This is a genomic window from Streptomyces sp. 2114.4 (genome assembly GCF_900187385.1).
GTDB classification, from domain to species: Bacteria; Actinomycetota; Actinomycetes; order Streptomycetales; family Streptomycetaceae; genus Streptomyces; species Streptomyces mooreae.
In genome coordinates, this window is the sequence record NZ_FYEY01000001.1 from 7,730,647 (window position 1) to 7,744,241 (window position 13,595).

Sequence of the window (13,595 nt, forward strand, 5' to 3'; positions counted from 1 at the left end):
TGCCCACTGCCGCCGCCCGCTCGCCTGGAGCCGCGATGAACAGCCCTGCCCGCACCGGCACCTTCCGGGGCGTTCAGGGCTGCCGCTGAACGGACGCGCGGTGCCGGCCCGCACCGGCGAACGCGCCGGACGGCACCGCGCCCGTGGCCGTCGCCGGCACCGCCTCACCCACCGAAGGAGTCACCCGTGCTCACCCGTACCGAGCTGATCACCAGCACCCTCACCGACACTTTCGATCTCGACCCCGCCCAGGTCACCCCCGAGCGCACCTTCGAGGACCTGGGGCTGGACTCGCTCGCGCTGGTCGAGATGGGGCTGATGCTGCAGGAACGCACCGGGATCTCGCTGGAGGACGTTCCCCTGCAGACGACCATCGAGGAGCTGGCAGCCCTCATGGACGCCCGGGACCCCGACACGGTTCTGACCGCGGCGCCGAACAGCGGGGCCTGATGCCCGGTCAGTGCCGGGAGGTCGCCGTCACCGGCCTCGGCGTCATCACCCCGGCCGGCATCGGCGCCCGGGCCACCTGGGACGGCCTGCTCACCGGCCGGTCCACCGCCGCCCGGGACCCGGAACTCGCGGGTCTGCCGGTGGACATCTCCTGCCGGGTGCCGGACTTCGACACCGCCGCCCTGGTCGGCCGCAAAACCGCCTGGCGGCTGGACCGCTTCGTCGCCATGGCGGTCCTCGCCGCCCGGCACGCCGTCGCCGACGCCGGGCTCGGCGGCCCGGCCGACCGGGACCCCGCACGCATCGGGGTGGTCATGGGGACGGGCACGGGCAGCATGGAGCGCTATGTCGGCGAGTTCGCCAAGCTCGCGGCCGGCCGCCCGCTCGACATCTCGCCGCTCGCCATCACCCGCAGCGTGCCCAACATGGCAGCCGCCGAAATCGCGCTCGACCTGGCGGTCACGGGACCCAACTTCGCCGTCTCCACCGCCTGCGCCTCCGGCAGCAGCGCCCTGGGCATCGCCCGTGATCTGCTGCGCGCCGGGACTTGCGACATCGTCCTGGCCGGCGGGGCGGAATCCGCGCGCCACGCCATCCCCGCGGCCTGTTTCCACCGCATGGGAGCCCTCTCTCGGCGGAGCGAGGACCCCGCGGGCGCCTGCCGCCCCTTCGACGCCCGACGTGACGGCTTCGTCCTCTCCGAAGGCGCAGCCGTCCTGGTGCTGGAGCGCCCGGCCCACGCGCAGGCCCGCGGCGCCCGCCCGCGCGCACAGCTGGCCGGCTACGGGGCGAGCTGCGACGCCTACCACTACGCCGCCCCCGACCCGGACGGCCGGGGAGCCGCGGCGGCCCTCACCGCAGCGCTGGCGGACGCCGGCGCGGCGCCCGGGGACATCGACCACATCAACGCGCACGGCACCGGCACCCGGCGCAACGACCTGGCCGAAGCCAAGGCGCTGCGCAGCGTCTTCCCCGAGCCCCCCGCCGTCACCTCCCTCAAGGGCGCGCTCGGACACGCCATCGGAGCGGCCGGCGCCATCGAAGCGGCCGTCACCGTCCTGAGCCTGCAACGGGACACCATCCCTCCCACCGCCAACCACGAGGACACCGACCTCGCCATCGACCTGGACATCGTGGCCAAAGTGCCCCGCACCACGGCCCAGTCCGCCGCCGCCAGCCTCTCCATGGGCTTCGGCGGGCAGAACGCCGCACTGGTCTTCCGGTCCGCCTGAAGACAGCGGTTGTGCCGAGGGGGGCAGTTCAGCCGAAGGGGACAGCGCATGAGAACCGTCAAGGGCCCCACCGACCACGTCGTGGTGGTCGGCGCCGGCCTCTCCGGACTGTCCGCCACGCTGCAGCTGCTCGGCGCCGGCCGGCGGGTGACGGTCGTCGAGCGCGAGGCGCTGCCCGGCGGCCGGGCTGGCCGGATCGAGAGCCACGGCTACCGCATCGACACCGGGCCGACCGTACTGACCATGCCGGACCTCATCGACGAGGCGTTCGCCGCGGTCGGCGAACGCCTCACCCACCGGATGGAACTGCGGGCCCTGCACCCGGCGTACCGCGCCCGGTTCGCCGACGGCAGCGAGCTGGACGTACACACCGACGCCCAGGCGATGGAGGCCGAGGTCGAACGGTTCGCCGGCCCCGCGGCGGCCCACGGCTACCGGCGGCTGCGGCACTGGCTCCAGCAGCTGTACGCGGTCCAGCGGCACCGCTTCATCGACGCCAACTTCGACTCACCGCTGCAGCTGCTGCACCCGGATCTGGTCCGCCTCGCCGCGCTCGGCGGCTTCGGCCGGCTCGACGACCGCATCGGCCGCTTCCTGCCGGACCCGCGGCTGCGCCGGGTCTTCTCCTTCCAGGCGCTGTACGCCGGTGTGCCGCCCGCGCGTGCCCTGGCCGCCTATGCCGTCATCGCCTATATGGACACGGTGGGCGGGGTGTACTTCCCCCGCGGCGGGATGCACGCCCTGCCCCGGGCCATGGCGGACGCGGCCGCCGACGCAGGTGCCGTCTTCCGCTACGGCCACCCGGTCACCCGGCTGGAACGCAGCGGTGACCGCATCACCGCCGTGGTGACCGCGCACGAGCGCATCCCCTGCGACGCGGTGGTCCTCACCCCCGACCTCCCGGTCGTCCACCGGCTGCTCGGCCGGCGCCCCCGCCGCCCGCTCCGCCTCCGTCACGCGCCCTCCGCGGTGGTCCTGCACGCCGGTACCGACCGGACCTGGCCGCGGCTGGCGCACCACACGCTCTCCTTCGGCGCCGCGTGGGAGCGGACCTTCGACGAACTCACCCGCACCGGCCGGCTGATGAGCGACCCCTCGCTGCTCCTCACCCGTCCCACCGCCACCGACCCCGGGCTCGCCCCGCCAGGGCGCCACTTGCACTACATCCTGGCGCCCTGCCCCAACACCGAGACCGGCCCCGGCGCCGGGGACTGGCACGACCTGGCCCCCCGGTACAGAGACAGCCTGCTCTCCGTACTGGAGGGCCGGGGACTCACCGGCATCGGTGCCGCCACCGAGGTGCACCACCTGGTCACCCCCGCCGACTGGGCCGCGCAGGGGCTCGCCGCCGGAACACCGTTCTCCGCCGCCCACACCCTGGCGCAGACCGGCCCCTTCCGCCCCCGCAACCTCGTGCGCGGCACCGAGAACGCCGTGCTGGCGGGCTGCGGCACGACCCCTGGTGTCGGAGTCCCCACCGTCCTGATCTCCGGCAAGCTCGCCGCGGCCCGCATCACCGGCCCGCGGCCCGCCCGTTCCCCCGCAGGCACGCCCCGCCCCACCCCGAGAGGCATCCCGGCATGACCGCTCGCGAACTGGACGCCGCAGGTATCACCGACCCCCTTCTGCGCGACGCCTACGCCCACTGCCGCCGGCTCAACGCCCGGCACGGCAAGACCTACTTCCTCGCCACCCGGCTGCTGCCCGTGGAACGACGGCCGGCCGTTCACGCCCTGTACGGCTTCGCCCGCCGGGCCGACGACCTCGTCGACGAACCCGGAGCGGGCCGCTCCACCGCCGACTGCGCACGGGCGCTCGACGCCCTTCAACGCTGCCTGGAGGAGGCCCTGCGCGGGGGAGAGACAGCGGAACCGGTGGTGCGTGCGGTGGCGCACACCGCGGCCGTCTACGGCATCGACCACCGGCACTTCACGGACTTCATGGCGTCGATGCGCAGCGATCTGACCGTGACGGACTACCCGACGTACGAGGACCTGCGGCGCTATGTGCACGGCTCGGCCGCGGTGATGGGGCTGGAGATGCTGCCGGTGCTCGGCACGGTCGGGCCGCAGGAGGAAGCCGCACCGCACGCCGCCGCCCTGGGCATCGCCTTCCAGCTCACCAACTTCCTGCGCGATGTCGGCGAAGACCTCGACCGGGGCCGGATCTACCTGCCCGCCGACCTGCTGGCGGCGCACGGCGTCGACCGCGCACTGCTGCGGTGGAGCCGGGACACCGGCCACCACGACCCGCGGATCACCGCGGCCATGACGGCGGCCGCCGAGCTCACCCGCGGCGTCTACCGCGAGGCGGAGCCCGGCCTCGCCCTGCTCGACCCGGTGTCGCGCCCGTGTATCCGCACCGCGTTCGTCCTCTACCGCGCCATCCTCGATGCCGTACGCGACGACGGGTACGCCGTGCTGCACCGCCGCGCGGTGGTCTCCCGCAGACGCCGCGCGGCCACCGCGTCCGGCGGTCTGGTCCGGGTCGCCGCCGCCCGCATCGCCGCCCGCCGCCCCGCCGTGCGACGTGCCGGGGTGCCACACCGCCCGCAGGAGGAGACCTCATGACCCGACAGGCCCCCCGGCCTCCGCGGCTCCCGCTCCGGCTGCGGCCGCGGCCCGTGCCGTGGGAAGCGCAGCGTCCCACCTGGCGCGACGCGCAACCCGCGCGTATCGCCGACGCCGTCAAGGCAGCCCTCGCCCGCCCGTCCGGCAACTGGTTCGTCCTCGGCGCGAGCGGCGGCATCGGCGTCCACCGGGCTTTCGGCCGCACCGTCGCCGGTATCGAGGTCGTCGCCTGGCGCGACCCGGCCGGCCGGCTGATGGCGGGGCCAGGGGCCTGTCCGCACCTGGGCGCGCCGCTGGACCGAAGCCCCGTGCACTGTGGCATCCTCCGCTGCCGCTGGCACGGACTCGCCCTGGACGGCGCCCCGTTCGCGGGCTGGGAGCCGTTCCCGGCCTACGACGACGGGCTGCTGGCCTGGGTACGCCTCGACGGGGCCGGCGGGGAGCAGCCGCTGCCCGAACCGGTCCTGCCCGCCCGGCCGCGGACGGCGGGTGCCCTCACCGCGGTGCACACCGTCACCGGCCGCTGCGATCCCGAGGACGTGCTGGCCAACCGTCTCGACCCGTGGCACGGCGCCTGGTTGCACCCGTACTCCTTCGTCGACCTCACCGTGGCCGGCACCCCCTCGGACAGTGGCGGGGAAGGGGCGGACGGCATCGCGGTCGAGGTCTCCTTCAAGGTCGCCGGGCGCGCCGTGGTGCCGGTCACGGCCCACTTCACCGCCCCCGAGCCGCGCACGGTGGTGATGCGGATCGTGGCCGGCGAGGGCCGGGGCTCCGTGGTGGAGACCCACGCCACCCCGCTGGGCCCGGACGGCCGGGGGCGGCCGCGCACCGCGGTCACCGAGGCGATCGTCGCCACCTCCCGGCGCCCCGGCTTCGCCCTCGCGCGCGCGGCCGCGCCCGCCCTGCGCCCGCTGCTGCGCGCCGGCTCGCGCCGGCTGTGGCGGGACGACCTGGCCTATGCCGAGCGCCGCTGGGAACTGCGCAGCAGCGGACGTTTCCCGGGCTGACACCGGCGGGCGGCCTTGAGCCCTGGCTTCAAGTACCGCCTGCTGCACGGGACTTCGAAGACCGGCTCCGCCACCTCGACAAACCGGGAACACCCCCGTTCACCGCTCCGCCCACCGCGCCGCCCACCGCAGTACCGCGGAGCGCCCCCTGTCCGGCACGGTCCACAAGGTCTGGCCGCGTACCCCCCAGCGCCTCAGCAGCGCATTGGCCGCGAGGAACCCGGTCGTCGCCGCGCGCTCCATCAGCGCCACCGGGAACGGGGTGCGCACCGCATCGCCCGCGACCACCACCCGGGGGTCGGGCGTGTGCACGGTCGGCCGGTCGCCGAAGCCGCCCACCGGGAACAGCGGGCAGTCCGCGCGCCACTCGTGCCGCCGGTCGACGATCCGGACACCGCGCGTCTCCGGGTAGACGGCGTGCAACTGTTCCACCAGGCGACGCTGTTCGTCCGCCCGGTCCGCTCCCGGGGCCACGGCGTAGGCATGCAGTTCGAGCACCGAGCCGCCGGTGCGCGCCGACCAGCGGGCCGCCTCCCCTTCCCAGCGCTCCAGCACGCTGACGTTGTCCAGGGACCCGTAGCCGCTGGTGCCCAGGAAACCGGGCCGGTCGGCGCGCACCCGTCGCTCCAGCCACAGCCGCGACACCAGGAAGGGCGGCGCGGTCCGCAGCCGCCCGACCCGTGCCCGCCATGCGGCGTCCCCCAACCCGTCCGAAGCGGCGACGAGTTGCCGCAGCCCGCCGGGGTCCAGCGCCAGCACCACCGCGTCGAACCGGCGTGCCTCGCCCCGCGCGACGACACGCACCCCGCCGTCCGCCGGCTCGACCCTCGTCACCGTGGTGTCCGTGCACAGCCGCACCCCGTGCCCCGTCAGATACCGGCCGAGCGGGTGCCACAACGCCTGCGGGAAGGGCTCGGCGGGCACGTCGAAGAGCAGCCCCTCGCTGGAGCCGAGGAAGTAGATGTGGAACATCAACACCAGTTCCGCTGCGGACAGTTCCCGTGGGTCGGCGAAGAAACTCCGGGAGAACACCTCGAACGCGAGATGCCGCGCGGCCTCGGGGAAGCGGATGCGGGAGAGGAAGTCCTGGGCGCTGATGCCGTCCAGCCGCTCGTAGACCTGCGGCACCCTTACGTCGAGCAGCGGCAGGGCCGCACCCGGACGCATCCGCGCCAGGTCCCGCCAGGTGAACGTGGGACTCAGCGCCACGAATCCCAGCGCGCTCCACGGCGGCGTCCGGGGCACCCGCGCAAAGCTGTCCCGCAGGCCCGCACGGTGGCACAGCGGGTAGTCGGGCAGCCGTCGGAGCATGTCCAGTCCCGGGTCGGCCCGGCGCAGCAGCCCCCGCAGGTTGTAGTACTGCGGGAAGAAGGCGTGGAACCCCCGGCTCATGGTCGCCGTCGAGCCGTCGGCGAGCCGCACGGGCCGGCCCGCCAGCCGGCCGCCCAGGTCCGCTTCGCGTTCGTACAGCGTCACCCGCACGCCCCGCTCGGCCAGCGCGGTCGCGGCGGCGAGGCCCGCGATCCCGCCGCCGACCACCGCCACACCGGGGCTGTCGGGTGCGGCCCGCTCCCGCCCCGGCGGCCCCGGCACCCGTTGCGCCCGGCGGTCACGTCCGTGCCGCGCGGCCGCGCCCCGCACACGTCCGCGGATCACGCTCTCTTCCGAAGGGCGCACCCCGTGGCCGGGCTTACCCTCGTGCGGCGGTGTCATGGCCGGCTCTCCTCCGGTCTGCGGGTACGTGCGACGGGCCGGCTCACCGCACCCTGGCCCGTACGGCGCAGCAGCGGAAGCTCGGCGGCGGTTCGGAGCATGGGCAGCACCGGGGTGTGCAGGCCGATGGTGAAGTCCTCCCACAGGCGGGAGCGGCCGTCGAGAAACCGCAGCAGCCGCTCCATCGGCACCGTGCGGAACAGTCCGGTGAAGAACTCGGCGCCGTCCACCCGGCCGCGGTCCAGTGCACGCAGCAGCACGGCGTCCATCGCCCGGTGCCAGGCCGTGTGGGCAGGTGGGGGGAGCGGCGGCCGGCCCGCCAGGAGGGCGGCCGCGAGGTGCGCGGACTGCCGTTGTACGGCGGCGAAGGTGTAGCCGGTCGACGCGCGGGTGGCGCCGCCCGCGGTCCCGATGCGGAACACCGAGCGGCCCGCCCGCCGCGGAAACCGGCCGTCGGTCATCGGGATCACCCCCTGCTCGACGGCGGTCACCCGGAACCCGTCCAGCCGCAGCACCTGCGCGGTGTACCGGCGCAACGCCCGCTCGTAGGCGGCGGTGTGCAGGATCCGGCGGGAGAACTCGGTGTACTCCACCAGCGCGGTGCGCTCGCTCAGCGGCAGGACGTACCCGAAGGACAGGCCGTGGGCGGGCTGCGGGGTGCGGAAGTCCATCAGGTCGGCGGTCGCGGGATCGAACGCCGGCCGCCCGGTGCGGACGAACCACCCCCGGAAGTGCTGCTGGAGGGTGGTGCGGGCCGGCGGGAGCCGGACGCCGGGCCGGGAGTCGAAGGCCCAGCGGGCCCGGAAGACCACCGGACGTCCGGCCTCGTCGCGCCCCCGTACCTCCGCGCCGTCGGCGGCGTCCCGTACGGACTCCACCGTCGCGCCGGCCCGGACGACATGGCTCCGGCCGGCGAGGCGGGCGCCGACGAAGGCCTCGAAGTCGCGCGAGCGCAGCATCTTGTACCGCAAGGGCGCGGGCCGGCCTTCCGTCGCCGCCCCGTCGGGGCCGTGCACCCGAAGCCGCTCCCACGAGGCGGTCAGCGCCGAGTCGAAGGCGCCGCCCGGCGCTTCCCAGTAACACCACGTCCGTTCCTGCGGGGTGAGCGGCCCGTGCGGGGCGTCGACGAGCAGCACCCTCGGCTCCCGGCTGCCCGCCTCCGGTGCGCACAGCCGGTAGGCGAGCGACAGTCCGGCCGCTCCCGCGCCGACGATGACGACCTCCGCGTCCCGCACGCCCGGACCTCCCTGTGCCTCGATGAGCCCGACGGTGATCCTTCCGCAGCGAGGGGCCGGGAGGCGGGGTCCGACGCGCGGGAAAACCGGAGGGCCCGCCCGCGGTGCCCGCCGCGGCGTAGGCCAGAATCCTCTCCGACCAATCCGGGTGCCGCCCGGCGCCGAATCACCGGTGACCCTGTCACCGTCCGGAGGTGTCCATGCCCGTCGCAGCCCGCGGCGACCGATCCTCAGCGCCGCATTCCGGTGCCCTGGAAGCACTGCTCGACCGCGTCTCCCGCGGTGACCAGCAAGCATTCGAGAGCCTTTACACAGCAGTTGCCGGTTCCGTGCTGGGTCTGGTGCGCCGGGTGCTACGGGACCCCGCCCAGTCCGAGGAGGTGGCACAGGAGGTGCTGATCGAGGTGTGGCGGTCCGCGGCCCGCTATGACGCGCGGCAGGGCAGCGCCATGGCCTGGATCATGACCTTGACCCACCGGCGCGCGGTGGACCGGGTGCGCTCGGCCCAGGCGGCGGCCGACCGTGACCACCGAGCCGGAGTGCACGCCTACACCGCGGCCTTCGACGAGGTCAGCGAACAGGTCGAACGCCGGCTGGAGCGTGAGCAGGTGCGCCGCTGCCTGGGGCAGCTGACCGAACTCCAGCGGGAGTCGGTGACGCTCGCCTACTACCGCGGGTACACCTACCGGGAGACCGCCGACCTGCTGGGCACGGCGCTGGGCACGGTCAAGACACGGCTGCGCGACGGACTGATCCGGCTCCGCGACTGCCTGGGGGTGTCGGCATGAACACCGTCGATCTGCACACGCTCACCGGTGCCTACGCCCTGGGGGCGCTCTCCGGCCGCGAGGCGGCGGAGTTCGACCGCCACCTCGTCCAGTGCGAGGCCTGCGCCAGAGAAGTGCGGGAGCTGCAGGAGACCGCCGCCCGGCTCGCCCTGGCGGTCGCCGAGGTGCCCCCGGCGGATCTCCGGGTGCGGGTGATGGCGGCCCTTCCCGAAGTCCGGCAGCTTCCGCCCGTACCGCGCGAGGCCACGGTGGTCCCGCTGCGCCGTCGCGCACGCCGCCGCCTGCCCTACTTCGCGGCCGCCGCCTGCCTGGCCGTCGCCGCGGTCGCCGGCGGACTGGCCGTCAACGCCCGCTACGACGCCGACCAACAGCGGGACCGTACCGCCCGCGCCGAGGCGCAGGCGGCCGAGGTCAGTGCCCTGATGACCGCGCCGGACGCCACCTTCCACACCACGGCCTTCAAGGGCGGGGGCAGCGGGACCGTGGTGGCCTCCCGGCGGATGGGACGGACCGCCTTCCTCTACCACGGCCTGCCGGCACTGCCGGATCAGCGGGTGTACGAACTCTGGTACAGCCGCAACGGCACGATGGTGCCCGCCGGACTCGTCGAGCCCGGCCGCTCCTCGGGCACGATGCTGCTGACCGGCGGACCGCAGGGCGCGGACGGGGTCGGCATCACGGCCGAACCCGCGGGCGGCTCCAGCAGTCCCACCAGCCCGCCGCTGGGGATCCTGCGGGTATGAGCTGACGTTTCACGACGGGGAACACCGGCGGCCGGCCGTCCAGGGCCGGCCGCCGGTGTCCGTCGAGGCGTCGTGGTGGCCGGAAAATCGAGACCAATCCGCCCCGCCCCCGGCACCGAATCCTCGGTGAGCGGGCCGCCGCAAGGGGACGCCGGCCCGCTCGATCCACATCGTCCTGCGGAACGTCTTCCGGGCCCTTCGACAAGAGGGCGTGATCTTCCGCGATCCCACCCGCGGCCTCGTCTTCGCAGGGATCAACAAGGTCCCGCCGTCCGTGCCCTCGGACCGGCTGGCCGGTGTCCTCAGCCACGCGCGGAACGACTTTCAGCGCTTCGTGATGGTGCTGGTCTGCGTCCACGCGCTCAGCAACACCGACATGCGCCACCTACTGCTCACCGACCTCGACCTGTCCCGTGAGCGCCTCATCGTCCGGCGCCCCGGCAAACGGCACATCATCTACCTGGACGAACTCACCTACCGCTGCGCCTCCGCGTGGCTCCGCGAACGTCACCGCCGCTGGCCGGTGACCACCAACCCGCATCTGCTGATCAACCGATGGACCGCGGTAGACACCACTCACTCGCCCATCGGCACCACATTCACCGCCATCTTCCGGCCCACCGGACTCACAATGCCGACGCTGCGGCAGGACCGGATCCGCGATGAGGCGTTCGAGGTCGACGACCCGCTCCACCTGATGCGCCTATTCGGCATCTCGTCTCAAACCGCAATGCGGTACATCACCGCAGCCCACCCTGAACGCACCGCGAAGCTCCCACGGTGAGGCGAGCACACAGCGCAGGGGGCAGGTCACCTCTTCGGATTCGAGCCCCTCGGCCGCCGACACCGCTTGGGTGATCGGAGTCCGCTTCGTCTTCGCCCTGCGCGCCGCGCACGCGTGGACCGCGTTCCGGCCGTCATCGACATCTCGCCCGCGACTGATCACTGCTCAGGGACGGCCGTCTTCCGAGCGCCGTGGTCCGCGGCGATCGCTGTCGGCTGCACCTGAAGGGTGGTCCCCACCGCGAGGAACACCGCGCAGGCCTTGGCGCTCTCCAATGCCTGCGCCAGCACCTCCGGGTCGAGCCGCTCGCCGAACGTCACCGTCGCGGACTGCTCAGTTGCTGCTCGAACTCGAACTGGAAGGGGCCATGCCGTTTCGGGCAGTATCAGGGTGTGAACAGCGCGAAGAAGGACGTTCTGGATGCGGTCGGGCCCCGTCTGCGGGAGCTGCGTCGCCGGCGGGGGATCACCCTGGCTGAGCTTGGCCAGTGGACCGGAATCAGCGAGAGCACGCTGTCTCGTCTGGAGGGCGGCAGTCGCAAGCCGACTTTGGAGCTGCTGCTGCCACTCGCCGAGGTGTACGCGGTGCCCCTCGACCATCTCGTGGGCGCGCCCCGTACGGGAGACCCGCGCATTCACCTGCGCCCGGTGACCCGGGGAGGCATGACGTTGGTGCCGCTGAGCGATCCTGGCGGCGCCCAAGCTTATAAGCTTCTCATTTCACCCACGTCCCAGAGGGAGCCGGAGCTGCAGACTCACGACGGTTTTGAGTGGCTCTATGTGCTCGCCGGACGGCTCAGGCTGCTGCTGGGCGAGCAGAGCCTGAGCCTCAAGCCGGGCGAGGCCGCGGAGTTCGACACGCACGTGCCGCACTGGATTGGCGCCGACGGCGACCAGGCCGTTGAACTTCTCATCCTGCTTGGACGCCAGGGAGAACGGGCCCACCTCCGGGTCCGCGCCACCTGACCCGGTCGCGGTAAGGGCTCAGTTCCCGCCGGGGAGGAAGCCCAGTCCGTGCGCACGGCTGCCCTGCACCCGCCGCGACACCTCGGCCTCCATCGCCCCGCTGAACACTTCACCGTCCTTCGCCGCACGGGCGGCGGCTTCCGCGTCGGCCTTCAGCAGGTCCATGTGGATCGCGGCGGCCGCGGTGGTGCCGGCGGCTGCCGCGGCGGGAACCCCGGCCAGTACATCGCTGACGTTCCCCGCGGCCCACACGCCCTGCACTCCGGTGAACCCGGAGGCGTCCACCTGGAGCTGCTCCCCCAGGCCCATGGGGTGTTCCTGCATCGTCACGCCCAGCTCGCGCAGGAAACCCGCGCGCGCGAGGAACCGGGGGGCGACCACCAGTTGCTGGACCGGCACCACCTTTCCCGATGCCAGCCGCACGCCCGCCAGCTGGTCCTGGCTGTCGACCTCGAGCCCGGTGGCCTCACCGTCGACCACGTCGACGCCGAGAGCAGTCAGCTGCTCCCACTGTTCGTCGGTCAGTTCCGTTGCGGTGTGCAGGAACAGCGTGACGTCCTTGGACATCTGACGGAACAACAGTGCCTGGTGGAAGTTGCCGAGCACCCCGATGACCTTGTCCCGGACTTCCCAGCCGTGGCAGTACACGCAGTGCAGCACGTCCCGCCCCCACCGTTCGGCCAGCCCTGGAACGTCCGGCAGCACATCGACCAAACCAGTGGTCACCAGCACTCTGTGTGTCCGTAGGTGCTGCCCGTCCTCGGTGACAACCCGGAAGCCCGCGCGGTCCCGGGAGATCCGCGTGACCTGCCCCGAAACGACACGACCGCCGTACGAAGCGACCTCCTCGCGCCCGAGCCGCAGTAGCTCCAGAGGAGAGATGCCCTCGCGGCCGAGCACACCATGGGCGCCAGCAGCCGGAGCATTGCGGGGCTCACCCTTGTCGATCACCAGAACCGACCGGCGCACCCGGGCCAGATTCAAAGCCCCGGAAAGGCCGGCGGTCCCACCCCCGACCACCACGACGTCCCAGGTCTGTTCACCATCTCGTATCAACTCGAACTCGCTCATGCCATCAGCGTCCGACGGGCGCCACGGATGCCGCAAAGGTTCATGCTGTCCTGGCAAGACGCGCTGGCTCTCGCCGCCGGGGATGGCTCGCCGGTCGGCCGACGGCCCCGGACCACGCCGAGCATCTTGCCAGTCCAGCAAGAGGATTCGTCGCCTGCGGATACGTGTGTGCAAGCTGCGTCCAGATGGTTCCGGCCCCCAACTGAAAGCCGGTGTCTCCAGGACTCGGTCGTGTTCCCGCATTCGTTGGGAATTCCTCCGGATCGAGCGGCATGCCGGTAGTTGAAATACTCGAGGAAGCAGCAGATGGAAAATCGCCACGTCGTGATCATTCCGATCGAGATCGATGAAGAGAAGGAAGCCTCTTATCTCGCCGCATGGCAAGATGCTGCGGAGGTGATGGCGGCGCAGCCCGGTTTCATTCGGACGTACATGTTCCGCACGATCGTTCCGGGGAGCAAATTCTCTCTCGTCAACGTGGCGGAATGGGAGTCCACCCGTCACTGGGAAGAGGCAATGAATGTCTGCCCGATGATGGGACAGCAGATAGCCGTCGTCCATGCCTCGAACTACGAGGCGATCCGGACGGTCCTGCCCACGCAGAGCCTGAGTTCCGGCGACGGTCGCATGCCCGCTGACCTGTCTCCTGTTGAGGCGCGTCGCCGCGCCGAGAATGGGCAACTCACACTGGTCGATGTCCGTGAAGACGATGAATGGGCAGCGCGTCACCCGGCCGGCGCCGTCCACGCCGCGCTCAGCACATTGCCAGCGTCGCTGTCGGATCTGCCTGACGGCCCACTGGCCTTCGTCTGCCGCACAGGCAACCGCAGCGCGCAGGGCGGCATGCAGGCGATCCGCGCGGGCCGGTCTTCCGTCTACAGCGTGGCGGGCGGCCTTGAGGCGTGGGAAGCAGCGGGGCTGCCGGTCGTCCTTCCCGGGAGCGAAAGCGCCGAGAACAACGGCGATCGCGTCGCAGATGCGGTGCGCGAGGGCTGACGAAAGCAAAACCGGAAGATAACCGTCGCATACGTCCG

The 13,595-nt window shown here is 72.8% G+C and carries 13 protein-coding genes and 1 pseudogene; 10 read left to right on the top strand and 4 right to left on the bottom strand.

The window, feature by feature from the left end; genetic code table 11:
- The first annotated feature begins 186 nt into the window (after positions 1–186).
- Genes CFW40_RS34075 through CFW40_RS34095 form a run of 5 tightly spaced genes read left to right on the top strand, consistent with a single transcriptional unit; the run spans position 187 to position 5,262 of the window.
- Complete coding sequence (locus tag CFW40_RS34075; protein ID WP_088801579.1) at positions 187–450, top strand: acyl carrier protein; 264 nt, start codon at positions 187–189, stop codon at positions 448–450.
- A complete protein-coding gene (locus CFW40_RS34080; protein ID WP_088801580.1) occupies positions 450–1,682 on the top strand; it encodes a beta-ketoacyl synthase in 1,233 nt (410 codons plus the stop codon). The genes CFW40_RS34075 and CFW40_RS34080 overlap by 1 nt, the downstream gene beginning before the upstream one ends.
- A 48-nt stretch (positions 1,683–1,730) precedes the next feature.
- On the top strand, positions 1,731–3,266 hold the full coding sequence (gene crtI / locus CFW40_RS34085) for a phytoene desaturase family protein (RefSeq protein WP_088801581.1): 1,536 nt from the start codon (positions 1,731–1,733) through the stop codon (positions 3,264–3,266).
- Positions 3,263–4,252 carry a phytoene/squalene synthase family protein gene (locus CFW40_RS34090; protein ID WP_107440535.1) on the top strand — a complete coding sequence of 330 codons (990 nt, stop codon included), beginning with the start codon at positions 3,263–3,265 and terminating at the stop codon, positions 4,250–4,252. The genes crtI and CFW40_RS34090 overlap by 4 nt, the downstream gene beginning before the upstream one ends.
- Positions 4,249–5,262 (top strand): DUF5914 domain-containing protein, encoded by a 1,014-nt coding sequence (locus CFW40_RS34095; protein WP_088802541.1) that lies wholly within the window; start codon positions 4,249–4,251, stop codon positions 5,260–5,262. The genes CFW40_RS34090 and CFW40_RS34095 overlap by 4 nt, the downstream gene beginning before the upstream one ends.
- A gap of 99 nt (positions 5,263–5,361) precedes the next feature.
- Here CFW40_RS34095 and CFW40_RS34100 read toward each other — a convergent pair whose 3' ends face one another.
- Together CFW40_RS34100 and CFW40_RS34105 are read right to left on the bottom strand one after the other, a co-directional pair.
- Positions 5,362–6,975 carry an FAD-dependent oxidoreductase gene (locus tag CFW40_RS34100; protein ID WP_256331129.1) on the bottom strand — a complete coding sequence of 538 codons (1,614 nt, stop codon included), beginning with the start codon at positions 6,973–6,975 and terminating at the stop codon, positions 5,362–5,364.
- Positions 6,972–8,210 (bottom strand): lycopene cyclase family protein, encoded by a 1,239-nt coding sequence (locus CFW40_RS34105; protein ID WP_088801582.1) that lies wholly within the window; start codon positions 8,208–8,210, stop codon positions 6,972–6,974. The genes CFW40_RS34100 and CFW40_RS34105 overlap by 4 nt, the downstream gene beginning before the upstream one ends.
- A gap of 200 nt (positions 8,211–8,410) precedes the next feature.
- Between CFW40_RS34105 and sigK the strand changes: the two genes are divergently transcribed.
- The 3 genes from sigK (at position 8,411) to CFW40_RS38525 (ending at position 10,525) form a co-directional block, all read left to right on the top strand.
- The gene (gene sigK / locus CFW40_RS34110; protein ID WP_088801583.1) at positions 8,411–8,998 is read left to right on the top strand and encodes an ECF RNA polymerase sigma factor SigK; all 588 of its coding nucleotides are present in this window, start codon (positions 8,411–8,413) and stop codon (positions 8,996–8,998) included.
- The gene (locus CFW40_RS34115) at positions 8,995–9,741 is read left to right on the top strand and encodes an anti-sigma factor domain-containing protein (RefSeq protein ID WP_088801584.1); all 747 of its coding nucleotides are present in this window, start codon (positions 8,995–8,997) and stop codon (positions 9,739–9,741) included. Before sigK ends, CFW40_RS34115 begins: the two co-directional genes overlap by 4 nt.
- Positions 9,742–9,952: 211 nt before the next feature.
- Positions 9,953–10,525: a hypothetical protein gene (locus CFW40_RS38525; RefSeq protein ID WP_256331128.1), complete on the top strand. Its 573-nt coding sequence runs from the start codon at positions 9,953–9,955 to the stop codon at positions 10,523–10,525.
- A gap of 170 nt (positions 10,526–10,695) precedes the next feature.
- Here CFW40_RS38525 and CFW40_RS34125 read toward each other — a convergent pair.
- A pseudogene (locus CFW40_RS34125) lies at positions 10,696–10,857 on the bottom strand (NAD-dependent deacetylase); the annotation flags it as partial.
- Positions 10,858–10,917: 60 nt separating this feature from the next.
- On the opposite strand from CFW40_RS34125, the gene CFW40_RS34130 reads away from it, so the two are divergent.
- A complete protein-coding gene (locus tag CFW40_RS34130; protein ID WP_088801585.1) occupies positions 10,918–11,490 on the top strand; it encodes a helix-turn-helix domain-containing protein in 573 nt (190 codons plus the stop codon).
- 18 nt (positions 11,491–11,508) lie between these two features.
- Here CFW40_RS34130 and CFW40_RS34135 read toward each other — a convergent pair whose 3' ends face one another.
- Positions 11,509–12,561 (bottom strand): NAD(P)/FAD-dependent oxidoreductase, encoded by a 1,053-nt coding sequence (locus CFW40_RS34135; RefSeq protein ID WP_088801586.1) that lies wholly within the window; start codon positions 12,559–12,561, stop codon positions 11,509–11,511.
- A gap of 306 nt (positions 12,562–12,867) precedes the next feature.
- Between CFW40_RS34135 and CFW40_RS34140 the strand changes: the two genes are divergently transcribed.
- A complete protein-coding gene (locus tag CFW40_RS34140; protein WP_088801587.1) occupies positions 12,868–13,557 on the top strand; it encodes a rhodanese-like domain-containing protein in 690 nt (229 codons plus the stop codon).
- Positions 13,558–13,595: the final 38 nt, after the last annotated feature.

Coding starts and splice junctions, on each gene's coding strand:
- CFW40_RS34135 (WP_088801586.1), bottom strand. CDS start 12,561: ATGAGCGAGTTCGAGTTGATACGAGATGGTGAACAGACCTGGGACGTC.
- CFW40_RS34140 (WP_088801587.1), top strand. CDS start 12,868: ATGGAAAATCGCCACGTCGTGATCATTCCGATCGAGATCGATGAAGAG.
- CFW40_RS34100 (WP_256331129.1), bottom strand. CDS start 6,975: ATGACACCGCCGCACGAGGGTAAGCCCGGCCACGGGGTGCGCCCTTCG.
- CFW40_RS34080 (WP_088801580.1), top strand. CDS start 450: ATGCCCGGTCAGTGCCGGGAGGTCGCCGTCACCGGCCTCGGCGTCATC.
- CFW40_RS34115 (WP_088801584.1), top strand. CDS start 8,995: ATGAACACCGTCGATCTGCACACGCTCACCGGTGCCTACGCCCTGGGG.
- crtI (WP_088801581.1), top strand. CDS start 1,731: ATGAGAACCGTCAAGGGCCCCACCGACCACGTCGTGGTGGTCGGCGCC.
- CFW40_RS34090 (WP_107440535.1), top strand. CDS start 3,263: ATGACCGCTCGCGAACTGGACGCCGCAGGTATCACCGACCCCCTTCTG.
- CFW40_RS34095 (WP_088802541.1), top strand. CDS start 4,249: ATGACCCGACAGGCCCCCCGGCCTCCGCGGCTCCCGCTCCGGCTGCGG.
- sigK (WP_088801583.1), top strand. CDS start 8,411: ATGCCCGTCGCAGCCCGCGGCGACCGATCCTCAGCGCCGCATTCCGGT.